The following is a 19,165-nucleotide window of genomic DNA, read 5'->3' on the forward strand; positions in this document are numbered from 1 at the left end:
GAATATGCTAATATACTATAATTGCCTTAATTAAAAATAAGTTATCTCGTGTTTTAAAATAAATTTGACTTAATTTAGATAAAATCTAAAAAAACTAAAGGTAAGGAATGAAATTAATAATAAATGGTGAAGCAAAAGAGTTTGAAGAAAACTCTACACTACAAACCATAATTACAAATCTAAAAATTGAAGATAAAGTTATGGCAGCAGCTGTAAATATGGAAATAGTTAAAAAAGATGAGTGGAATACTTATGTAGTAAAAGAGGATGATAAACTAGAGTTATTGCAGTTTGTTGGTGGTGGTTGATTAGATTAATTTAAAGTAGGGAGAGGGAAATGATTGCTGATATAAATTCAGTTTGTACTTACTGTGGTGTAGGTTGTGACATTACAGGTCAAGTACAAGATAATAAAATTTTAAAAATTTATGCACAAAATGATGGATATGTTAGTCAAGGTAAACTATGTATCAAAGGTGCAAAGGGTTTTGATTTTGTTCATAGTGAACAAAGAATTAGAAATACAAGAGTTAAAAAATCTTTTATTGAAAAAAACTTTGATGAGATGCCAAGGGAACTAAAAGCAAGGGCTAAAACCTTAAAAGATTTTGATGAGGAGTATTTTGAAACTCCCTATGAGTTTACAACATCCCTTGCCGCATGGAAACTTAGTGAAATTAAAGAAAAATATGGAAGACATAGTTTTTGTGGTATGGGAGGAGCTAGAACTTCATGCGAAAGTTCTTATATGTTCCAAAAGTTTGTAAGAGAGGGGATGGATTCACCCCATGTTGATTGTTGCGCAAGGGTTTGCCATAGTCCAAGTTTAAAAGGGATGAAGCCACTTATTGGTGAAGGTGCTGCTACAAACCCATTTGATGATATTTATAAAACTGAAAACATTATTATCATGGGTTCAAATACAACAGAAGCTCATCCAATTGTTTCAAATAGAATTATTAAAGCGTCTAAAGCAAAAACGGCTGAAGTTACAGTTATAGATGTAAGAAATATTCAAATAGGAAAATATGGTAAAGAGTTAGTAATTCCATATGAAGCAAATCTACTTGTTTTAAATATGATGGCTTATGTAATTTTGTCTGAAAAACTATATGACAACAAATTTATTGATTCAAGATGTGAAGGTTTTGAAGAGTACAAAGAATCGATTTTAAATGACCCATATGCAAATCCGCAATTTTTGAGAAGTATAAAAGGTTATGAAGAATTAGCTGATCAAATCCCTGAAGTAGCACGACAATATGCAAATAAAAAATCAATGTTTTTCTGGGGATTAGGAATAACAGAGCACCTTGATGGAAGTTTTGCAGTTATGGCAATTGTTCATTTAGCACTTTTAACAGGTAATATTGGAAAAGAGGGAACTGGACTTATGCCTTTAAGGGGACAAAACAATGTCCAAGGAGCCTGTGATACAGGTTGTTTACCATATTTTGACCCTGATTATGCAACTCCAAAAGAGATAGGTCTTATGACACCAGAGCTTATTGATGAGATGTTAAAAGATAATATCAAAGCGATGTATGTAATGGGTGAAGATATTGCCCACATTCATCCAAATCAAAATAAAATTCACAAAGCATTAGAGCATTTAGAATTAATTATTTCAAATGAACTATTTATGAATGAAATCTCTAAAAAAGCAGATATTGTATTTGGTGTAAAATCAGCCTATGAAAAAACTGGTGTTTATGTAAATGCCATGAGAAGACTTCATCTATCTCAACCCCTTGTGGAGAGTGATTTACCTGATGATTGGGAAGTATTAAGGGATATTGAAAATAAAATAAATGGTGAGTTTATTTATGAAACAAGTGAAGATGTATGGAATGAAACTAAAGAAAAGGTTTATTCTAGATTTCATGGGGCAACATACCATAAACTATCAAAAAATAGAAACAGAGGTATGCAGTGGCCAATCACAAAAGAAGATACTCCAATTTTACACTTAGAAGAGTTTAGAACTGAAAGTGGAAAGGGATATTTTCAATACCACCAATATAAATTAAGAGAGCAAATTGAAAAACTAGTTAAAGATATACCATTTGAAAAAAATGAATTTTATCTAACAACAGGAAGAACAATAGTTCATTATAACAATTCAGCCCAAACAAGACATAGTGATGCTCTAAATTCAAGATATGACAAAGATGTAGTTTTAGCATCAAAAGAGGATTTTGAAAGAATAGGAAGTGATCAAATTATAATGAAAACCCAATATGGTGAAACAGCAATTTTACCAGTTAAATATACAAGTAAAATCAAACCTGGAACACTTTTTACGACTTTCCACCATCCAGAATCAAAGATTAATTATATCTTTGGTGATGAAGCTGATGAACTAATTCTAACTGCTAGATTTAAATCTTTACGAGTAGAAGTTGAGTCGGCATAAGGGTGATATTGCTGAAAAAAAAGCTTGCGATTATTTAAAATCGCAAGGCTTTATTATTATTGAACAAAATTTCTATGCTAAAAAGCTAGGAGAGATAGATATCATTTGCAAAAAAGAAAAGGTATATCACTTTATTGAGGTAAAATCAGCAGATGATTATGAAATTGCTATAAACAATGTTACACCTTCTAAACTTTCAAAGTTAAAAAGAAGTGTTGATTATTATTTACAAAAAAAATCTTTAGATACTGATTTTTGTATTGATGTTATAATTGTAGTAAAAGAGAAAATAGAACTTTTAGAGAATATTACCTTTTAATAAAGCACAATTATTAAAAATCATTCTAAAGAATTTAAAGTTTAGAGTCACTATCTCTTCTTCTTTTTTTCCTTATAGAAGACCTTTTTGATTTTATATATAAAATTCTAATTATTCTTTTTACATTTATAAAAAATCTAGTTGTATAAGAAGCTTCTGTATGTTCAATCTCTTCACCTAAATTTACATTTAAAGCATCACTTTTTTTAACAGATAAGATTTGTGAAGGGAAAACACTTCTATGACCTGTCATTAAAAAAGCAATAATAATTGATAAAGCTGCATAGTGAGCTACATTAATACCAAATAACTCAACAGCCATAATCATAGCAGCAATTGGTGCACTTGTTGTTCCTGCTAATACACTAACAAATCCTAAAGCAGCAAATAAAGGGATATAACTATCAACTAAACTTCCAAAGAAATTACCACTTGTAGCACCCATATAAAAAATTGGAGTAATAACCCCTCCACTTCCACCAAAACCTAATGTTAAAGCAGTAAATAAAGTTTTTAAAATAAAAGCATACCAAGGAACACTTTCATGGTCCATTGAGCTTGCGGAAATAGAATCTTTTATAGTTTCAAAACCTAAACCTAGATATTCATCTCCAAAAATTAAAGCAAGAATTACAATTAATACTCCACCTAAAAAAGCTTTTATAATATAATGTAGATTAATCGATTTTGCAAGATTATGAATATATCTTAAAGTTGTAATAATAAAATCAGAAACTAACCCAAAAAATACACCTGCTAAGATAACTTTTGCTATTAAAACATAATCAAAATCAAAGCTTACATAATAGGCAATATCAAAGTAAGTATAACTTATTCCAAACATTTTAGCCACAAAAAAAGCAGAAAATCCAGCAACTATTGAAGGTAACAAAATATCATACATTAAAGCACCAACAATAAGAATTTCAACCCCAAAAATAGCTCCAGCTAAAGGTGTTCCAAATACAGATGCAAAACCTGCACTAATACCACAAATAACCATTTTTTTTCTATCTCTTTTAGAGAATTTAAACATCGTTGCAATAAATGAAGCAGAAGCAGCACCAATTTGTGCTCCAGGTCCCTCTTTACCAACTGAACCACCAGAAAATATTGTAATAACTGTTGCCATTAGTTTAATAGGCACAACAGCAATATTCATTTTTCCTTGATTTTTATGAACTGCTTCAATAACTTTTTCAGTCCCATGTCCCTCAGCACTTGGCGCAAATTTTTTTACAATTACCACTGTTAAAACTAAAGCAAAAGGTAAAGTATAATAATACTCAAAAGGTAATTCACCCCTTTGATTTTCAAAGTATTCTAGAATTTTTAAAAACCCAGCAACAATCGCTCCAATGATGCCTCCAATAAGGGAAGATAGTAAAATCCATTTTGTGATTGATGCGAACATTACAGTTTGTTCTGTAATGTGAGTTGTTACTTTTTTATTATTATCCATACTGTGTGCTTTTTATAAGAATCTTTAAAAGGATTCTAACATAAAAGTTTTAATTTTCCGTTATAAAAGTGATGCAAAAATAGCTTTTTTCTAAATCTTTTGGACATATGTTCATTATTTACACTCTAAATGTTCCCCTAGTGTTTTATACTCTTCAATACACTTAGGTTCAACTTTTAAAATCTCAGGTAATGATTTTACTCCCATAGATAAAAGATATTGTAAATTTGAATCAAAAGTCGCCTCTTCTATAACCCAAATATTGTCCTTGTGTGTTTCAAACATATATCCACCATTTGGAATGGGAGTCATTGATAAAACAACTGTGTAGTGGTCTTTTACAATAGATTCTTTTGTAGAATACATAAGTCCAACATTGTATTCATTTTTTGAAAAACCACGAATTAAAACAACTAAAACCTTTTTCTCTCCAGATTTTGAAGTATTAAAAATATTTATAAGCTCTTTAATAGTCTCATACCCAGGGATTTTTGAATAAAGTTTTTGGATAAAATCCATCATACCAGTTTCTACAAAAACACCTAATACATATGCTAAAAAACCCAATGAAGCTAAACCTATAAATGTCCATAATATTGGATAATTATTTGGTTCAAAACCAACTAAATGAAAAAGCTGTCCAGTTAATTGATTTACATTTTCATAAAGCCATAAAACAATCATTGTAATTGCAGCAATAGGAGCAAGCCAAAATAAACCTTTTAAAATAACAGTTATTATATGATCTTTACCATGGGCAAAAAACTCTTTTATTTTTTCAAGCATTAAAAAACCTTTTTTTAAATTATATATTTGTATTATAACCTTTTGGTAACTGAATTTAATTAAAATCTATACAATATTAAAAAAGAGAGAAAATGAGAAATCAACCTAGGTATCATTTTATAAAAAATACTACTTATGCTTTAAAAGGTTTAAAAGATATTATAAAAACAGAAAATTCTTTTAAAATAGAATTAATATTTTTTATTATTGCTCTTGTTTTGTTATTTTACATAGATACTACACTTACAAATAAAATTATACTTTTTTCAACAATTTCACTTGTGCTTTTAACAGAAGCTATAAACTCTGCCATTGAAAGGGCGATAGATTTAGTAACCTTAGAACATGCAGTTTTAGCAGGCAAAGCTAAAGATGCAGGAAGTGCAGCAGTTTTTATTTCAATAATAATAGCCTTAGTCTCATGGAGTTTAATCTTATTAGATAGTTTCCATTTAATATAAAACTTATACAAAAAGCTAGATTATTTTTCTATTTTTTTGGATAAAATCTATCCATGGAAACAACACTATTAATAATATTTTTATCCCTTGCTTTAGCAACTGTATTAAATTTAATTTTAAAAAAATTATCAATTTCACATATTATTGGGTATATCTTAACTGGTGCCATAATGGCACCTATATTTGATATAGGGGCTCATAATGATGTACTTTTATTAATTGCAGAATTTGGTATTGTATTTTTAATGTTTACTATTGGATTAGAGATGCCAATTGATAAACTTAAAAAGATGAAAGAGCTTTTATTTCTTAATGGCTCACTTCAAGTTGGTATTAGTGCTATTATAATTTTTCTAATCTCAAAGTTTATATTTGCAATTGATACAAACTCCTCAATTATAATTGCCCTTGCTTTTTCACTTTCATCAACGGCAATTGTTTTAAGTTACTTAAAACAATCAAAGGATATCTATACTCCATATGGAGAAAGTTCAACTGCAATTTTAGTTTTCCAAGATTTGGCAGTAATTCCAATACTTCTTTTAATCTCATTTTTATCAAATGAGACATTAAGTATGAGTGAAATAGTTTTAAAAACAGTTTTATCTGCTGTAATAATTATAGTATTTATGTTTACAATTGGTAAAAAAGCCTCTACATGGTTATTACAATTTTCATCAAATAGTAGACTTGAAGAATTATTTCTTGGTTCGGTAATGTCAATTTTATTTGGAGCATCAATTTTAGCTCATTATTTAGGATTTACCTATTCTTTAGGGGCGTTTATAGCCGGAATGATTATTGCAGAAACAAAATATCACATAAAAGTAGAATCAGATATTGTTTCATATAAAGATTTACTATTGGGAACTTTTTTCTTTTCTGTTGGTACAAAAATTGATGCGAGTTTTTTAATTAGTAATATCCACTATGTATTTTTAATATTTATTGCTGTAATGCTCATAAAAGCCTTGGTAATTTATGCCATTATGAGAAGAAAACTAAATAAAAGTGATTCAATAAAATCTGCTTTAGCTTTGTGTCAAGTTGGTGAATTCTCTTTTGCAGTTTTTGCCTTAGCTAGTACCGATGGATTATTAGAAAATGATACTGCGAAATTTTTGATACTAGTTACAACTTTATCTATGATTTTAACCCCTTTTATTGTTAATAATATCTATAAATTAGCTTCATATTTTGTTGTTGAATTTTATGAATCAGATAAAATCACACCTATTAATAAAAAAGACCATATTGTTATTTGTGGATACTCAATGCTTGGAAGAATTATTGCTATGCAATTAAATGAAAAAGGTAAACCCTTTGTAATAATTTCAGATAATTTAAAGCATGTATTGTTAGCAAGAAAAAATGGTTATATGGCTTATTTTGGACATATTGAGAAATTACCAGTTTTAGAATCACTTAAAGTTGATGAAGCACAATCTATAATAGTAGCTTTATCAAATTTAAAAGAGAAAAGATTAATTTGTGAAGCGATTTTAAACTTTAAAGCAGATTCAAAATTAATTGTAAAAATTGATTCTTTAGATGAAAAAAAAGAATTAAGGGATTTAAACATCAATCAATTTGTTCATTCTCAACTTGAAACTGCAAAATTAATTGTTGATAAAGCTTTAGATATCCAAAATTAAAAGCAAAAAAAAAGAGCAAATCACTTTGCTCTTTTCTCTACTATGAAGGACGTTTAATTAGTAGGTGAAGAAATTATAATAAAGCATAATAGCAAAACAGTAGCATTTAAAATAAATTTAACAATTTTTAATAGCTTTTTCAATAAAATTACAAAATTTAACCAAAAAAAGAGATATCTGACTTGTATTCCAAAGAGCTAAATTCAATAAAAAAATCAAACCGCTATAGAAAAAGAGAAATCTATGATGAAAACTTAATTGACCTTGCATCAAATGATTACCTTGGACTATCCACAAATAAAGAGCTTTTTGAAAATGCTTATAAAAAAATTTTAAAAGAAAAATACTCCTCGCCAAAAGCATCCATGCTTGTAAATGGCTACTCGAAAATACATAAAGATTTTGAAGATGCTTTAAAAAAAGCAAATAATTTTGAAGATGCTTTAGTTGTAGGAAGTGGTTTTTTAGCTAATATCTCTATGATTGAAGCACTTGTAAGAAAAGGTGATGTTTTATTCCTTGATGAAGACTACCACGCAAGTGGGATGTTAGCAAGTAAATTACTAGATGAAAAACAAGTTGTTATTTTTAAACATAACGACCATAAAAATTTGGATGAAAAAATCAATTCAACTATAGTAAAGGGTAGAAAAATAATTGCCATTGAAGGTGTTTATTCAATGGGTGGAGATTTGGCTGCTAAAGAGATTTTTGATATTGCCCAAAAACAAAATGCACTTTTAATTGTAGATGAAGCACACTCCTCAGGAGTTTTAGGTGAAAATCTTCTTGGTATTTTTAGCCACTATAAAATTAAACCACAAAAAAATCATATTAAAATGGGTACTTTAGGTAAAGCCTATGGAAGTTATGGTGCATATATTCTAGCTTCAAATGAGATTATTGAATTTTTACTAAATCGTGCAAAGGCAGTGATTTATACAACTGCCCCATCACTATTTGATATTGCTTTAGGGCATGAAGCTTTAAATTTTATTTTAAAAAATACTGATTTTTTAAAAAATAGAATTAATTCCAATTTACAAGTAATAAATGATATTTTAGGTATAAATTCAGATAGTTTAATTATTCCAATTGAAATTGCGGATAATAAAAAAGTTATTGAGATTCAAACCCAATTGAAAGAAAAAGGTTATCTAGTTGGTGCAATCAGGCAACCAACAGTTAAAAGTGCAATTATTAGACTTATTGCAAAAATTGATATTAGTACAGATGAGCTTGCAAAAGTTTGTAGATTAATTAAGGAGTTAAAATGAAAATATTATTACTTATCAGTTCTTTAGTTTTATGCTCCCTAGCAAATGAAAATTTTACAAATATGAAAAAATGTGAAGTGATTAAATTATCAAAGTTTACAACTTTGGTATCTTGTCACAAAGTTGATTATTTGATTAAATATAAACATCAAGAAGATGAAGAAAAAGATAATATCAAAAAAATTACTGTTATAACAACAAAAGACCAAAAAATAATATTAGGTGAAGAGAGAGATTAAATGCCTTTAGAAAAATTAATTGAAGGAAATGCTTACTTTGTAGAAAAGAAATATCCCCATATGGAAGAAGAACTTTTAAACTTAGTAAAATATGGACAACATCCAGAAGTGATGTTTATTGGTTGTAGTGATAGTAGGGTAACTCCAGACCTAATGTTAAATACAAAACCTGGAGATATGTTTATTTTAAGAAATGTTGGAAATTTTGTTCCACCATTTAAACATGATGAAGATTTTCATGGAAGTGCAGCTGCAATTGAGTTTGCAATTGCAGTTTTAAAAGTAAAACATATTATAGTATGTGGTCATTCACACTGTGGAGCTTGCAAATCTTTATATCAAGAGATACCTGAGAACGGATCGTATGTTCACATAAAAACTTGGTTAAAACTTGGTCAAAAAGCAAAAGAAAGAACCCTAAAAAATAAACAATTCACAACTGAAGAAGAGATGTATAGAGTAACAGAGAGAAACTCTATTAGACATCAACTTGATAATCTAATGACTTATCCAGATGTAGTAAAATTAGTAAATACTGGGAAACTTCAAATCCATGGTTGGTATTATGATATAGCAACAGGTATTATTAATTTTTACGAAAAAGAAACAGATACATTCAAACCATTAAGTGAGTTTAACTATGAGCCAACAAAATAATATAGAAGTTAGAAAACTACCAAAGAAAACTGTAATTATTATAGTAATTATGAGTGTAATTTGTTTTTTAGGTTTTCTTTTTATAATGTTTACGAAAAATTTAAAGATGGAAGAGGTTTTACATGACCTTGGACATAAAAACATTACAAATGTAAAAGTAATTAATAAATTAAGTGTAGAAGATAAAGAAACAAAAGTTAAAAGTACAGTTTACAAAGTTATGTTTCTAGATAAAGATTTAAATAAAGAGTGCATAGGTTTCGTTCATAGAAGTAACCATGGAAAATATAATGAAGATTTTGACTGTAAATAAAAGAAGAGAAATTTATGAGTATTTTAGAAAAATTAAAAAATAAAGAAAGATTATCATACGAGGACGCAATAAAGCTTTATGATTTAGAGCTTTTTGAACTAGCAGAAATTGCAAATGAAATTAGATTAGAAAAACATGGTAAAAAAACATATTTTAATATCAATAGACATATAAATCCAACAAATATTTGCAAAGATGTATGTCAATTTTGTGCCTATAGTGCAAGTAGAAAAAACCCAAACCCTTATACAATGAGCCATGAACAAATTTTAGATATTGTTGAAAACTCAAAGAAAAATGATATTAAAGAGGTTCATATTGTTTCAGCACACAATCCTGATACTGGATTAGAGTGGTATCTAGATGTATTTAGAAAAATCAAAAATAAATTCCCTGATATTCATGTGAAGGCATTAACTGCTGCTGAGATTCATTTTTTAGCCCAAGAGTATAATTTAACATATGAACAAATTATTGAAAAAATGATTGAAAGCGGTGTTGATTCAATGCCAGGTGGTGGAGCAGAGATTTTTGATGAAAAGGTGAGAAAAAGAATTTGTGGAGGAAAAGTAACTTCACAGCAATGGCTTGATATTCATAAACTTTGGCATAAAAGTGGACATCAAAGTAATGCAACTATGCTTTTTGGACATGTTGAAAATAGAGAGCATAGAATTGACCACATGTTAAGATTAAGAGATTTACAAGATGAAACAGGAGGATTTAATGCTTTTATTCCACTTGTTTATCAAAAAGAAAATAACTTTTTAAAAGTAAAAGATTTTTTAACTGGTCAAGAGATTTTAAAAACTATGGCTATTTCTAGAATTTTACTTGATAATATTCCACATATTAAAGCTTATTGGGTAACCTCAACAATCAAGCTTGCCCTATTAGCTCAAGAATTTGGTGCAAATGATTTAGATGGTACTATTGAGAGAGAATCAATTCAAAGTGCAGCAGGTGCAGCAAGTAAACATGGTATGCCACTTAGTTCTTTTGTTGATTTAATCAAAAATACTGGATTTGATCCAGTTGAAAGAGATTCAGTTTATAATGAAGTAAAGGCTTGGTAATCCAAGTCTTTACTTAAAAATACCACCTTTTTTTACTCTTAATTCACCATTTTCTTTTTGTAAATTTGAAACTAAATCCTTAAGCTCGTTTATTCTTTTTTGATTTTCAATCTCTTTTTCTATTAGATTTGAAACCTCATTATTTTTTGAATCATACATTGCTTGCATAGTTTTTAAATCATTTTCTAACTTTAAGTTTTTAGTTTTTAAGGCATTTAAAGATTTATACATATCATCAAATTGTTTTGACTTATCTTGTTTTGCCATTATATCCATTTTATTGTGTTGTAAATTACTACTTTCATATGCTTCTAACTGCTTTAATAATGATTTTCTTTTATCTTCCGAAACTCTTGCTTTTTCTTCTAGTACACTAAAAGTTTTTTGAGTTTCAATTAATCTTTTATCTAGATTTTCTTTATCTGTTTTTAATTTTCCAATTGTTTTTTTATACTCAGTTAACTGCTCAATAAATCTTTTAAAGTTTTTTCTTTTCTCTTGTTCCTCTTCAGTTACTAAAAATCTAACAGCCATATATTCAATAATATTTTTTCTATTTATATCAAAAATCGGAAAAATTTTTGTATTTACAAAATATGTAGTTCCATCTTTTGTTAAGTTTTTATGGGTACCATTCCAAATTTTACCCTCTTTTATAGTAGTCCACATATCTTCAAAAAAAGATTTATTTACATCAGGGTGACGAACAATATTATGAGAAGCACCAATTAACTCCTCTCTTGTATATCCTGAAACCTCGCAGAAACCATCATTTACAAAGGTGATTTTCCCTTTCAAATCAGTTTTTGAAACTAATGCCTCTTGGTTTATAATATCTAAGTAGTTGTCTAATTCTGACTTTTGAGCTTTAAATTTTTTCTCTAAATTTAGATTATTGCAGATTTTGTCTAATTTTTTAGTAATCTCTTCTAGGTCAATAGGTTTTAAAATATATTCAGTAACTTGTAAAGAGATAGCTTTTATAAGGTTTTCACTCTCATTTCTTGCTGTAATAAAAGCGCAAGGGATTTCATTATCAAACTCTCTGATTTTTTCAAGCATCTCAAGGCCATCCATTTTTGGCATATTAATATCACTTAAAATTAAATCAAATTTTTTTCCACTAGTAAATGCTTCTTGAAATTTCAAAAAACCATCAAGTCCATTTTCACATAATTCAACTTCCTCAAATCTACGTCTAAGAAATTTCCCTAATTTTTGTCTAGCTAAATCTTCATCTTCTACAAATAAAACTTTTATATTTTCTTTTTCTAATTTAAATTCTTCCATCTTTCATCCTTAGCTTGTATCCAAAGCCATACATATTTTCAATATTTAAATCTGGCATTTTAACCCTTAATCTTGAAATAAGATTTTTCAAATTTGCTATTGCAGATTCAAAATCTTTTATCTCATCCCAAATAAAGTTAATAATATCATCTGTATTAACTACTCTATTAATATTTTTACACAAAATATCAATTAGTTGTAACTCTTTTTTTGTTAATTTAACTGTACTGTTATTTTTATATAAAACTTTTTCTTCAATATCCCATTCAAAACCATTTTCTAATAGTATAGAACTTTTCTCCCCTATTAAAAAATTCTTTTTGTAGTTTTTATTCAAAACTTTTTCAATACTTTGAAGTAAAGGCTCCACATCAATAGGTTTTAGAATATAATCATTTATATCAAGTTTTACTACATCTAATAACTGTTTAACATCAAGTTGAGCAGTTAAAAAGATAAAAGGCAAAAGTTCATCAATATGTCTTACATTTTTTAGTAAATCAACGCCATCCATTATTGGCATATTAATATCACTAATCACCAAGTCAAAATTTTTACCTCTTAAATAGAAGTCTCTAATTATCATTAAAGCATCATCACCATTTTTTGCTACAATAATATTATTATAAACTCTATTTAGAATCTTCAACAACTTAGCTTGAGTTTCATATTCATCTTCCACAAGAAGTATTCTTGCATTTTTTTTGTAACTTTCTATATTTTCCATAACCTAATTCTATTAATAAATCGTACTATAATGGTATCATAAATCAGTAAATTTTATAATCATTAATTATATATCCTTGATTTGATATATTTTTTATTATTTCATAGTATGATTTTTCTCTAATTTTATTAACAACATTTCTCATACTATAAATTGAACATTTTTTTCCTTCCCATACACTTTCTATTATTTTTTCATAGGGAACAATTCTATTTTTATTTTCAAGTAAAACTTTTATAAAGTTAGTTTCAAGACTTGTTAAATTAACTTCTTTGTATTTAAAATAAAATCTATTTTTTCTCATACAAAAAGAATAATCATGATTAAAATATATCTTGCTATTTTTTTTCATTGTTATAGCAATGTAAATATCAATATATTCTAATTGTTCATTTTTCAAGATAATATTGTTTAAAGGGACATTATCAATATATTCTAATATTGAAAACTCTAAATCAGAAGAGATATAAATAATTGGTATATTAAAATTCTTCAGTTTATCATTAAATAATGAACTATCAAGATATTGAATATCAAAATAATCAATATCAATAATAATCATATCATATAATAAAAAATCAGAATTATAAATAGAATTATTAATATGAAAACTTTTTAATAATGGAGTAAGTTTTTCATTCATTCTATCTATTACCTTATTATCTTTTGTTAATAAAAGTACCCTCTTTGTATTTAAAAAATTAGCATTATAAATTTTTTTAGTCATAAAAACTCCTAATTATTTTAGATTATTATAACAATAAAAGATATTTTAATAATATCTTTAGATATCTTAAAATAATACTTTTTTAATACCTTTATAAATTAAATCAATACAAAAATACAATGATACTATTAGAATACCCTTTTATTCTATAATTGCATTATAAGGAGTATAAAATGATTGAAAATAATTATTTAAAAAGTTTGAATATATTATATGTAGAAGATGAACCTACTACTGCAAAAAAATTTTCATCTATTTTAAAAAAAATATTCAATGAGGTTTTTTATGCTCCAAATGGAAAAGAAGCCCTTGATATTTTTTATAACAATAATATTAATATAGTTATAAGTGATATCAATATGCCAATTTTAAATGGTTTAGAATTAGCAAAAGAGATTAGAAAAACAGATATAAATCTCCCTATAGTATTAATTTCTGCTAGAAATGAAAGTGATACACTTTTAGAAGCAATTGATTTAAATATTGATAGTTATATTTTAAAACCAATCTCTTTAGATGCTTTTATAGAAAAAATCAATTCTATAAGTAAAAAAATTGAAGCAAAAGAGAATCAAAAAATATTAGACCAATATAAACAAGTTATTGATGATGCTTCAATTGTAGTAAAATTTGATTTAGATGGGAAAATAACATATACAAATAATCTATACTCAAAAGTAACTGGTTTTAATTTTGATGAAGTAAAAGATAAATATTTTAATTTTAATCAGCATATTGAAGAAAAATCAAGTGTATATTTAGAACTTTGGGAAAAATTAAGAGATAAAGAGCAATGGAAAGGTAGATTAAGAAACTACACAAAAGATAAAAATGAATATATTATTGACTCAATTATTATTCCAATAATAGATATTAACAACAATACTAAAGAGTATATTTCAATTTCAAATGATGTTACTGACCAAATTTCATTAAATAATCTTTTAAATATTGAAATAAAAAACTATAAAGATAATCTTACAAGTAAAAGCCATTTCTTAACAGAATATCAAAGGGGATTAAATGAAATTACCTCTATTGCAAAAACAGATAAAGACTTTAATATCATTACTATAAATACAAAATTTTTAAAAATTTTAGAATTACAAAGAAAAGAGTTAATAAACAGAAACTTTTTTAATTTTATTAATTTAGAAGAGAATAATTGTGTTGAATTTTTAGAAAATCTAAAGAACAAAAAAGCTTCTGAACAAATAATCATCTTTGATACAAAAAAAGAGAAAAAACATATTGATATTAATATTTCACCAATTCTAGATTCTAATAAAAATATTATTGAATATTTAATTGCTGCAAATGATTTAACTTCAAGTATAAATTTACAACATGAGATTGAACTTACACAAAAAGATGTAATTTTAACCTTAGGAGAAATAGGTGAACAAAGAAGCAATGAAACAGGGAATCATGTAAAAAGAGTTTCAAAATACTCATATCTTTTAGCAAAAAAACTAGGATTTACTGAAGAGGAAGCAAACTTAATACAATTGGCAGCACCTATGCATGATATAGGGAAAATAGGTATTCCTGATTCGATTTTACATAAAAAAGGGAAACTAACTAAAGAGGAGTTTGCGATTATGAAAACCCATACAACAATTGGGTTTGATATGTTAAAAAACTCTAAAAGAAAGATTATGAAAGCAGCTGCAATTATTTCCCATGAACACCATGAAAAATGGGATGGGAGTGGATACCCTAGAGGTTTAGCAGGGGAAGAGATTCATATATATGGAAGAATTTTATCAGTTGTTGATACCTTTGATGCTTTAGGGAGTGAAAGATGTTACAAAAAAGCTTGGGAATTAGATGATATTATAGAGTATTTAAAAGAAAAAGCAGGAAAAGATTTTGACCCAAAAGTTGTAGATATCTTATTAAATAATATTGATGAATTTTTAGAAATAAAAGAAGAACTTACTTTTGAAGTTCAAGGAGAAGTGGCATGAAAAATATAAAACTATATAAAAGTCTAGAAGAGTTTATATCTTCTAATCAAAGTAGTAAAAAAGAGTATTATCTTCTTGTAGCTGAAAATTGTGAATTTGATTATAAAAAACTAAAAGAAACAAATATTTCATTTTATGGGGCAATTGTTACTCAAGTAATTTTTAATGACTCAAATTATGATAATGGTTTAATTTCCTGTGAACTTGAAGATGAAAAAATAAATTTAATTGAAGACCTAGAAAATCCACAATTAAAGGAAAAGGATTATAAAGATGCTAATTCATTAATGGTTTTATTAGATGGTCTAAGTTCAAATATAAGTACGTTTCTTGATTCACTATTTAATGTTTTACCTTTAAATGTTGAAATTTTAGGTGGAGGAGCGGGAAAACTTACACTAAAACAAGAGCCAGTAATATTTAGCAACAAAGGTATATATGAAAATGCTGCTTTAACTATCTCAAAAAAATCAAAACTGTTTATTGGTGTAGAAAATGGTTGGGAGTTTTTAGAAGGCCCTTTTATGGTAACCTCGTCAAATAAAAATATTTTAAAATCTCTTAATTTTATGGATGCCTTTGAGGTTTATAAAAGTGTTGTAGAAGAAGATTCAGGACTTAAATTTAATAATGCCTTTGAAACCTATAAAAATGTTGTTGAAAAAGAATCAGGGAAACAAATTACAGAAGATAATTTTTTCGATATAGCAAAATCATATCCCCTTGGAATTGTAAAATTTAATAAAGAGATAATTGTCCGTGATCCAATAGCAAAAGATGAAAAAGGGAATATGATATTAGTTGGTGATTTAGAACAAAATTCAACTATTAATATTTTAAAAGGTAATAAAAAATCTTTAATTGCCTCATCAAATAATGCCATTAAAAAAGCACTAGAATCAAATACTGAAAAATTAGAAATTAAAAATGTAGTATTATTTGATTGTATTTCAAGATGTATTTTTTTAGAAGATGATTTCAAAAAAGAACTTAATGAAATTAAAAAACAAGTTAATGATGAAACATTATTTGGGGCTTTAACTTTAGGGGAAATTGCAAATAATGGAAATGAATATATTAACTTTTATAATAAAACTTGCGTAGTAGGTGTATTATGTTAGTACAAAACCTCGCCATAACATACAAATGTTATAGTTCCATTGGAAACTCTTTAGACTTAAAAGAGATGATGGATGAAACGTTAAAAACCTTTGTAAGTGAGACTTATGCTATTTTTGCTCAATACTGTATAAAAAACAAAGATGGCTTTTTAGAAAAACTCTCTTCATTTGGTAAGATTGACGATTTTAATCCAAATGATTATTCTCACTATGAAGATGAAATTAAATTAATAGTTGAAGAGAATAGAAAAATACTTATAATAAAACTTCATTTTGGTTCTTTATTTCTAGTTACAAAAAATATGGAAGTTCAATGTTCATTTTTTATCTCAATGTTTGAAAGTTTTTTACAAAAATTAAATATGAGTGTACAAGCTTGTTTAAATGTTGAAAAACTAAAAGAAACAAATAAACTTTTAAAAGAGCAAAAAAAAGCATTAAGGGAAGCAAATAAAGCAAAAGATGATTTCATGGCAAATATGAGTCATGAATTAAAAACACCCCTAAACTCAATTAATGTAATCTCATCGGTAATGAAAAAAAATAAAGATGGTTCATTAAATGAAAAACAGATTAAAAATCTAGAAATTATAAATAGTTGTGGGAATTACCTTCTGACATTAATAAATGATGTCCTTGATATTTCTAAACTTGAAGCAGGAAGAATTAATACAATTTTTACAAAAGTAATATTGAAACAAACCTTAACAGAAATTTATGAAATGTTTTTACCTCAGGCAAAAGAGAAAGGTGTAAAACTATTTTTTAATTTTGATGATTCAATCAATCATATTTATAGTGATGACCATAAAATTAAACAAATAGTAAAAAACCTTTTAAGTAATGCCTTAAAATTTGTCGGAGATGGTTCAATTTATTTAGATGTAAAAGATGAAGATAAATATGTGACTATAAGTGTAAAAGACGAAGGTATTGGAATACCTAAAGAAAAACTTGAAAATATTTTTGACAGATTTAAACAAGCAGATAATACTACAACCAGAAAATATGGTGGTACTGGACTAGGTTTAGCAATATGTAAAGAGTTACTTGACCTTTTAAAAGGTACTATTTATGTAAAAAGTGAAGTTGATGTTGGGACAACTTTTTATGTAACTATTCCTAAAAATTTAGATAACTTAGAACATATGGATTTGTTAGATTTAAATAATGACCATGATTTAAATAACTCAACTCTTCCTTTAAATATTGATAAGTCAACTGAAAATGAGATTAAAGAGAAAGTTATAGTTTATAATACAAATCCCTCAGAGTTTTTCAAAATGATAATTGACCTACAAAAAGATTTTGAGATAATTCAAGTTTTCAAAAAATATGAAATTCAAAAAGTAGCAAATAATGAGATTAAAAAAATTATTATTGATATAGATACAGTTGATAAAGATGAATTAAATGGTATTATTTTAGAATATAGTGAGAAACTGATTATTTTAACAGAAGATGAAAATCTCAAATTTTCAAATGATATTGAAATAGATGTTGCTTTAAAAAATGAAATAAATTCTATAAATAAGAAAATAAAAGGAATATAATGGAAAATAGATTCTCTATACTAATAATTGATGATGTTGAAGAAAACATATATTCATTAAAACTTCTTATTGAAGAGTTTGATGTTGATATTTATAGTGCCTTAAGTGCTAGTGAAGGGATTTCTGTTTTAACAAAACACCCCGTAGATTTAATCCTTTGTGATATTCAAATGCCAGATATAGATGGTTTTCAATTTGCTGAATATATAAAAGGTATAGAGAATCTAAAAAATATCCCTATTATTTTTGTTACGGGGATATATGATAAAGACTCATACCAACAAAGAGGTTATGACCTTGGGGCTATTGAATATATTACAAAACCTATAGATGATGTTTTATTAACTTCAAAACTAAAAGTCTACATTGACCTATTTAATAAAAATAAAGAAACAAAAGAATCTCTAGAATTAGCAAATAAACTTGTTGTTCATAATACAAAAATGGCAAGTATAGGGGAGATGATTGGAGTTATTTCCCACCAATTAAAACAACCATTAAATGTCCTTTCTTTATATTGTGAAGATATTAAATATTCATATGACTATGGTGATTTAGATAAAGAAACAATTGATGATTTTTCTGTAAATACAAAAAAGCAAATTCATCATATGAAAGATACAATTGATGGGTTTTTAGGTTTTTTCAATCCAAATAAACCAAAAGAAAACTTCTCTGTTATAGAGTCTTTGAAAGATTCATTGGCACTAATGCATTCACATTTAGATAAAAATAAAGTAATACTTCATGAAAAATTTGAAGATGATTTTTTATTAAATGGTATTACTATGGAACTTTCTCAAGTGGTGATGAATTTTATTACAAACTCTATCCAAGCTTTCAATGAAAGAGAAATTGAACAAAGAAACATAGAGATTAGATGTTATAGTGAAAATGGTAAAAACTATATCACTTTTACAGATGATGCAGGTGGAATTAAAGAGGATAATTTAGAGAAAATCTTTGACCCATATTTCACAACAAAAAGTGAAGGTAGTGGGATTGGATTATATATGGTAAAACTTGTAATTACAAAAACATTTGGTGGAAAATTAAGTCTTGAAAATTTTGAGAAAGGTGTAAGATTTATATTAGAATTTGACAAAGTAGATTAGT

General features: G+C 26.7%; 19 protein-coding genes. 14 read left to right on the forward strand and 5 right to left on the reverse strand.

Going from position 1 to position 19,165, the window contains the following annotated elements:
* Nucleotides 1-107 precede the first annotated feature (107 nt).
* Genes thiS through FDK22_RS07635 form a run of 3 tightly spaced genes read left to right on the forward strand, consistent with a single transcriptional unit; the run spans nt 108 to nt 2,735 of the window.
* On the forward strand, nt 108-308 hold the full coding sequence (thiS, locus tag FDK22_RS07625) for a sulfur carrier protein ThiS (RefSeq protein ID WP_138152329.1): 201 nt from the start codon (nt 108-110) through the stop codon (nt 306-308).
* Nucleotides 309-337: 29 nt separating this feature from the next.
* Nucleotides 338-2,416, forward strand: a complete 2,079-nt coding sequence (locus FDK22_RS07630; protein WP_138152330.1) for a molybdopterin oxidoreductase family protein — start codon at nt 338-340, stop codon at nt 2,414-2,416.
* Nucleotides 2,403-2,735, forward strand: a complete 333-nt coding sequence (locus FDK22_RS07635; protein WP_138152331.1) for a YraN family protein — start codon at nt 2,403-2,405, stop codon at nt 2,733-2,735. Before FDK22_RS07630 ends, FDK22_RS07635 begins: the two co-directional genes overlap by 14 nt.
* A 34-nt stretch (nt 2,736-2,769) precedes the next feature.
* On the opposite strand, the gene FDK22_RS07640 is transcribed toward FDK22_RS07635, so the two are convergent.
* Both FDK22_RS07640 and FDK22_RS07645 read right to left on the reverse strand, forming a co-directional pair.
* Nucleotides 2,770-4,197 (reverse strand): chloride channel protein, encoded by a 1,428-nt coding sequence (locus FDK22_RS07640; protein ID WP_138152332.1) that lies wholly within the window; start codon nt 4,195-4,197, stop codon nt 2,770-2,772.
* A 114-nt stretch (nt 4,198-4,311) separates the two neighbouring features.
* Nucleotides 4,312-4,983, reverse strand: coding sequence for a DUF502 domain-containing protein (locus FDK22_RS07645; protein WP_138152333.1), 672 nt, complete (start codon nt 4,981-4,983; stop codon nt 4,312-4,314).
* 92 nt (nt 4,984-5,075) lie between these two features.
* Here FDK22_RS07645 and FDK22_RS07650 point away from each other — a divergent pair, with 92 nt between their 5' ends.
* The 7 genes from FDK22_RS07650 to mqnE all read left to right on the forward strand — a co-directional run bounded on the left by FDK22_RS07650 (nt 5,076) and on the right by mqnE (nt 10,661).
* Nucleotides 5,076-5,444, forward strand: a complete 369-nt coding sequence (locus FDK22_RS07650; protein WP_138152334.1) for a diacylglycerol kinase — start codon at nt 5,076-5,078, stop codon at nt 5,442-5,444.
* A gap of 53 nt (nt 5,445-5,497) precedes the next feature.
* Nucleotides 5,498-7,099: a cation:proton antiporter domain-containing protein gene (locus FDK22_RS07655; RefSeq protein ID WP_138152335.1), complete on the forward strand. Its 1,602-nt coding sequence runs from the start codon at nt 5,498-5,500 to the stop codon at nt 7,097-7,099.
* 182 nt (nt 7,100-7,281) lie between these two features.
* Nucleotides 7,282-8,376 (forward strand): aminotransferase class I/II-fold pyridoxal phosphate-dependent enzyme, encoded by a 1,095-nt coding sequence (locus tag FDK22_RS07660; protein ID WP_138152336.1) that lies wholly within the window; start codon nt 7,282-7,284, stop codon nt 8,374-8,376.
* Nucleotides 8,373-8,615 carry a hypothetical protein gene (locus tag FDK22_RS07665; protein ID WP_138152337.1) on the forward strand — a complete coding sequence of 81 codons (243 nt, stop codon included), beginning with the start codon at nt 8,373-8,375 and terminating at the stop codon, nt 8,613-8,615. The genes FDK22_RS07660 and FDK22_RS07665 overlap by 4 nt, the downstream gene beginning before the upstream one ends.
* Entirely contained in the window at nt 8,616-9,272 is a 657-nt protein-coding gene (locus FDK22_RS07670; RefSeq protein WP_138152338.1) for a carbonic anhydrase, read from the forward strand.
* The gene (locus FDK22_RS07675; RefSeq protein ID WP_138152339.1) at nt 9,256-9,585 is read left to right on the forward strand and encodes a hypothetical protein; all 330 of its coding nucleotides are present in this window, start codon (nt 9,256-9,258) and stop codon (nt 9,583-9,585) included. Before FDK22_RS07670 ends, FDK22_RS07675 begins: the two co-directional genes overlap by 17 nt.
* Nucleotides 9,586-9,599: 14 nt before the next feature.
* Nucleotides 9,600-10,661 carry an aminofutalosine synthase MqnE gene (mqnE, locus tag FDK22_RS07680; protein ID WP_138152340.1) on the forward strand — a complete coding sequence of 354 codons (1,062 nt, stop codon included), beginning with the start codon at nt 9,600-9,602 and terminating at the stop codon, nt 10,659-10,661.
* Nucleotides 10,662-10,670: 9 nt separating this feature from the next.
* On the opposite strand, the gene FDK22_RS07685 is transcribed toward mqnE, so the two are convergent.
* From FDK22_RS07685 to FDK22_RS07695, 3 genes are read right to left on the reverse strand one after another with little or no spacing between them, the layout of a single operon-like run.
* Nucleotides 10,671-11,951 carry a response regulator gene (locus tag FDK22_RS07685; RefSeq protein ID WP_138152341.1) on the reverse strand — a complete coding sequence of 427 codons (1,281 nt, stop codon included), beginning with the start codon at nt 11,949-11,951 and terminating at the stop codon, nt 10,671-10,673.
* The gene (locus FDK22_RS07690) at nt 11,938-12,678 is read right to left on the reverse strand and encodes a response regulator transcription factor (RefSeq protein ID WP_138152342.1); all 741 of its coding nucleotides are present in this window, start codon (nt 12,676-12,678) and stop codon (nt 11,938-11,940) included. The genes FDK22_RS07685 and FDK22_RS07690 overlap by 14 nt, the downstream gene beginning before the upstream one ends.
* A gap of 43 nt (nt 12,679-12,721) precedes the next feature.
* Entirely contained in the window at nt 12,722-13,405 is a 684-nt protein-coding gene (locus FDK22_RS07695) for a helix-turn-helix domain-containing protein (RefSeq protein WP_138152343.1), read from the reverse strand.
* A gap of 173 nt (nt 13,406-13,578) precedes the next feature.
* Between FDK22_RS07695 and FDK22_RS07700 the strand changes: the two genes are divergently transcribed.
* Genes FDK22_RS07700 through FDK22_RS07715 form a run of 4 tightly spaced genes read left to right on the forward strand, consistent with a single transcriptional unit; the run spans nt 13,579 to nt 19,164 of the window.
* On the forward strand, nt 13,579-15,375 hold the full coding sequence (locus FDK22_RS07700) for a response regulator (protein ID WP_138152344.1): 1,797 nt from the start codon (nt 13,579-13,581) through the stop codon (nt 15,373-15,375).
* Complete coding sequence (locus FDK22_RS07705) at nt 15,372-16,496, forward strand: FIST signal transduction protein (RefSeq protein WP_138152345.1); 1,125 nt, start codon at nt 15,372-15,374, stop codon at nt 16,494-16,496. Before FDK22_RS07700 ends, FDK22_RS07705 begins: the two co-directional genes overlap by 4 nt.
* A complete protein-coding gene (locus tag FDK22_RS07710) occupies nt 16,490-18,049 on the forward strand; it encodes a sensor histidine kinase (protein ID WP_138152346.1) in 1,560 nt (519 codons plus the stop codon). Before FDK22_RS07705 ends, FDK22_RS07710 begins: the two co-directional genes overlap by 7 nt.
* On the forward strand, nt 18,049-19,164 hold the full coding sequence (locus FDK22_RS07715; protein WP_138152347.1) for a hybrid sensor histidine kinase/response regulator: 1,116 nt from the start codon (nt 18,049-18,051) through the stop codon (nt 19,162-19,164). Before FDK22_RS07710 ends, FDK22_RS07715 begins: the two co-directional genes overlap by 1 nt.
* Nucleotide 19,165 lies beyond the last annotated feature (1 nt).

The sequence above is a fragment of the Arcobacter arenosus genome (assembly GCF_005771535.1).
GTDB lineage: Bacteria > Campylobacterota > Campylobacteria > Campylobacterales > Arcobacteraceae > Halarcobacter > Halarcobacter arenosus.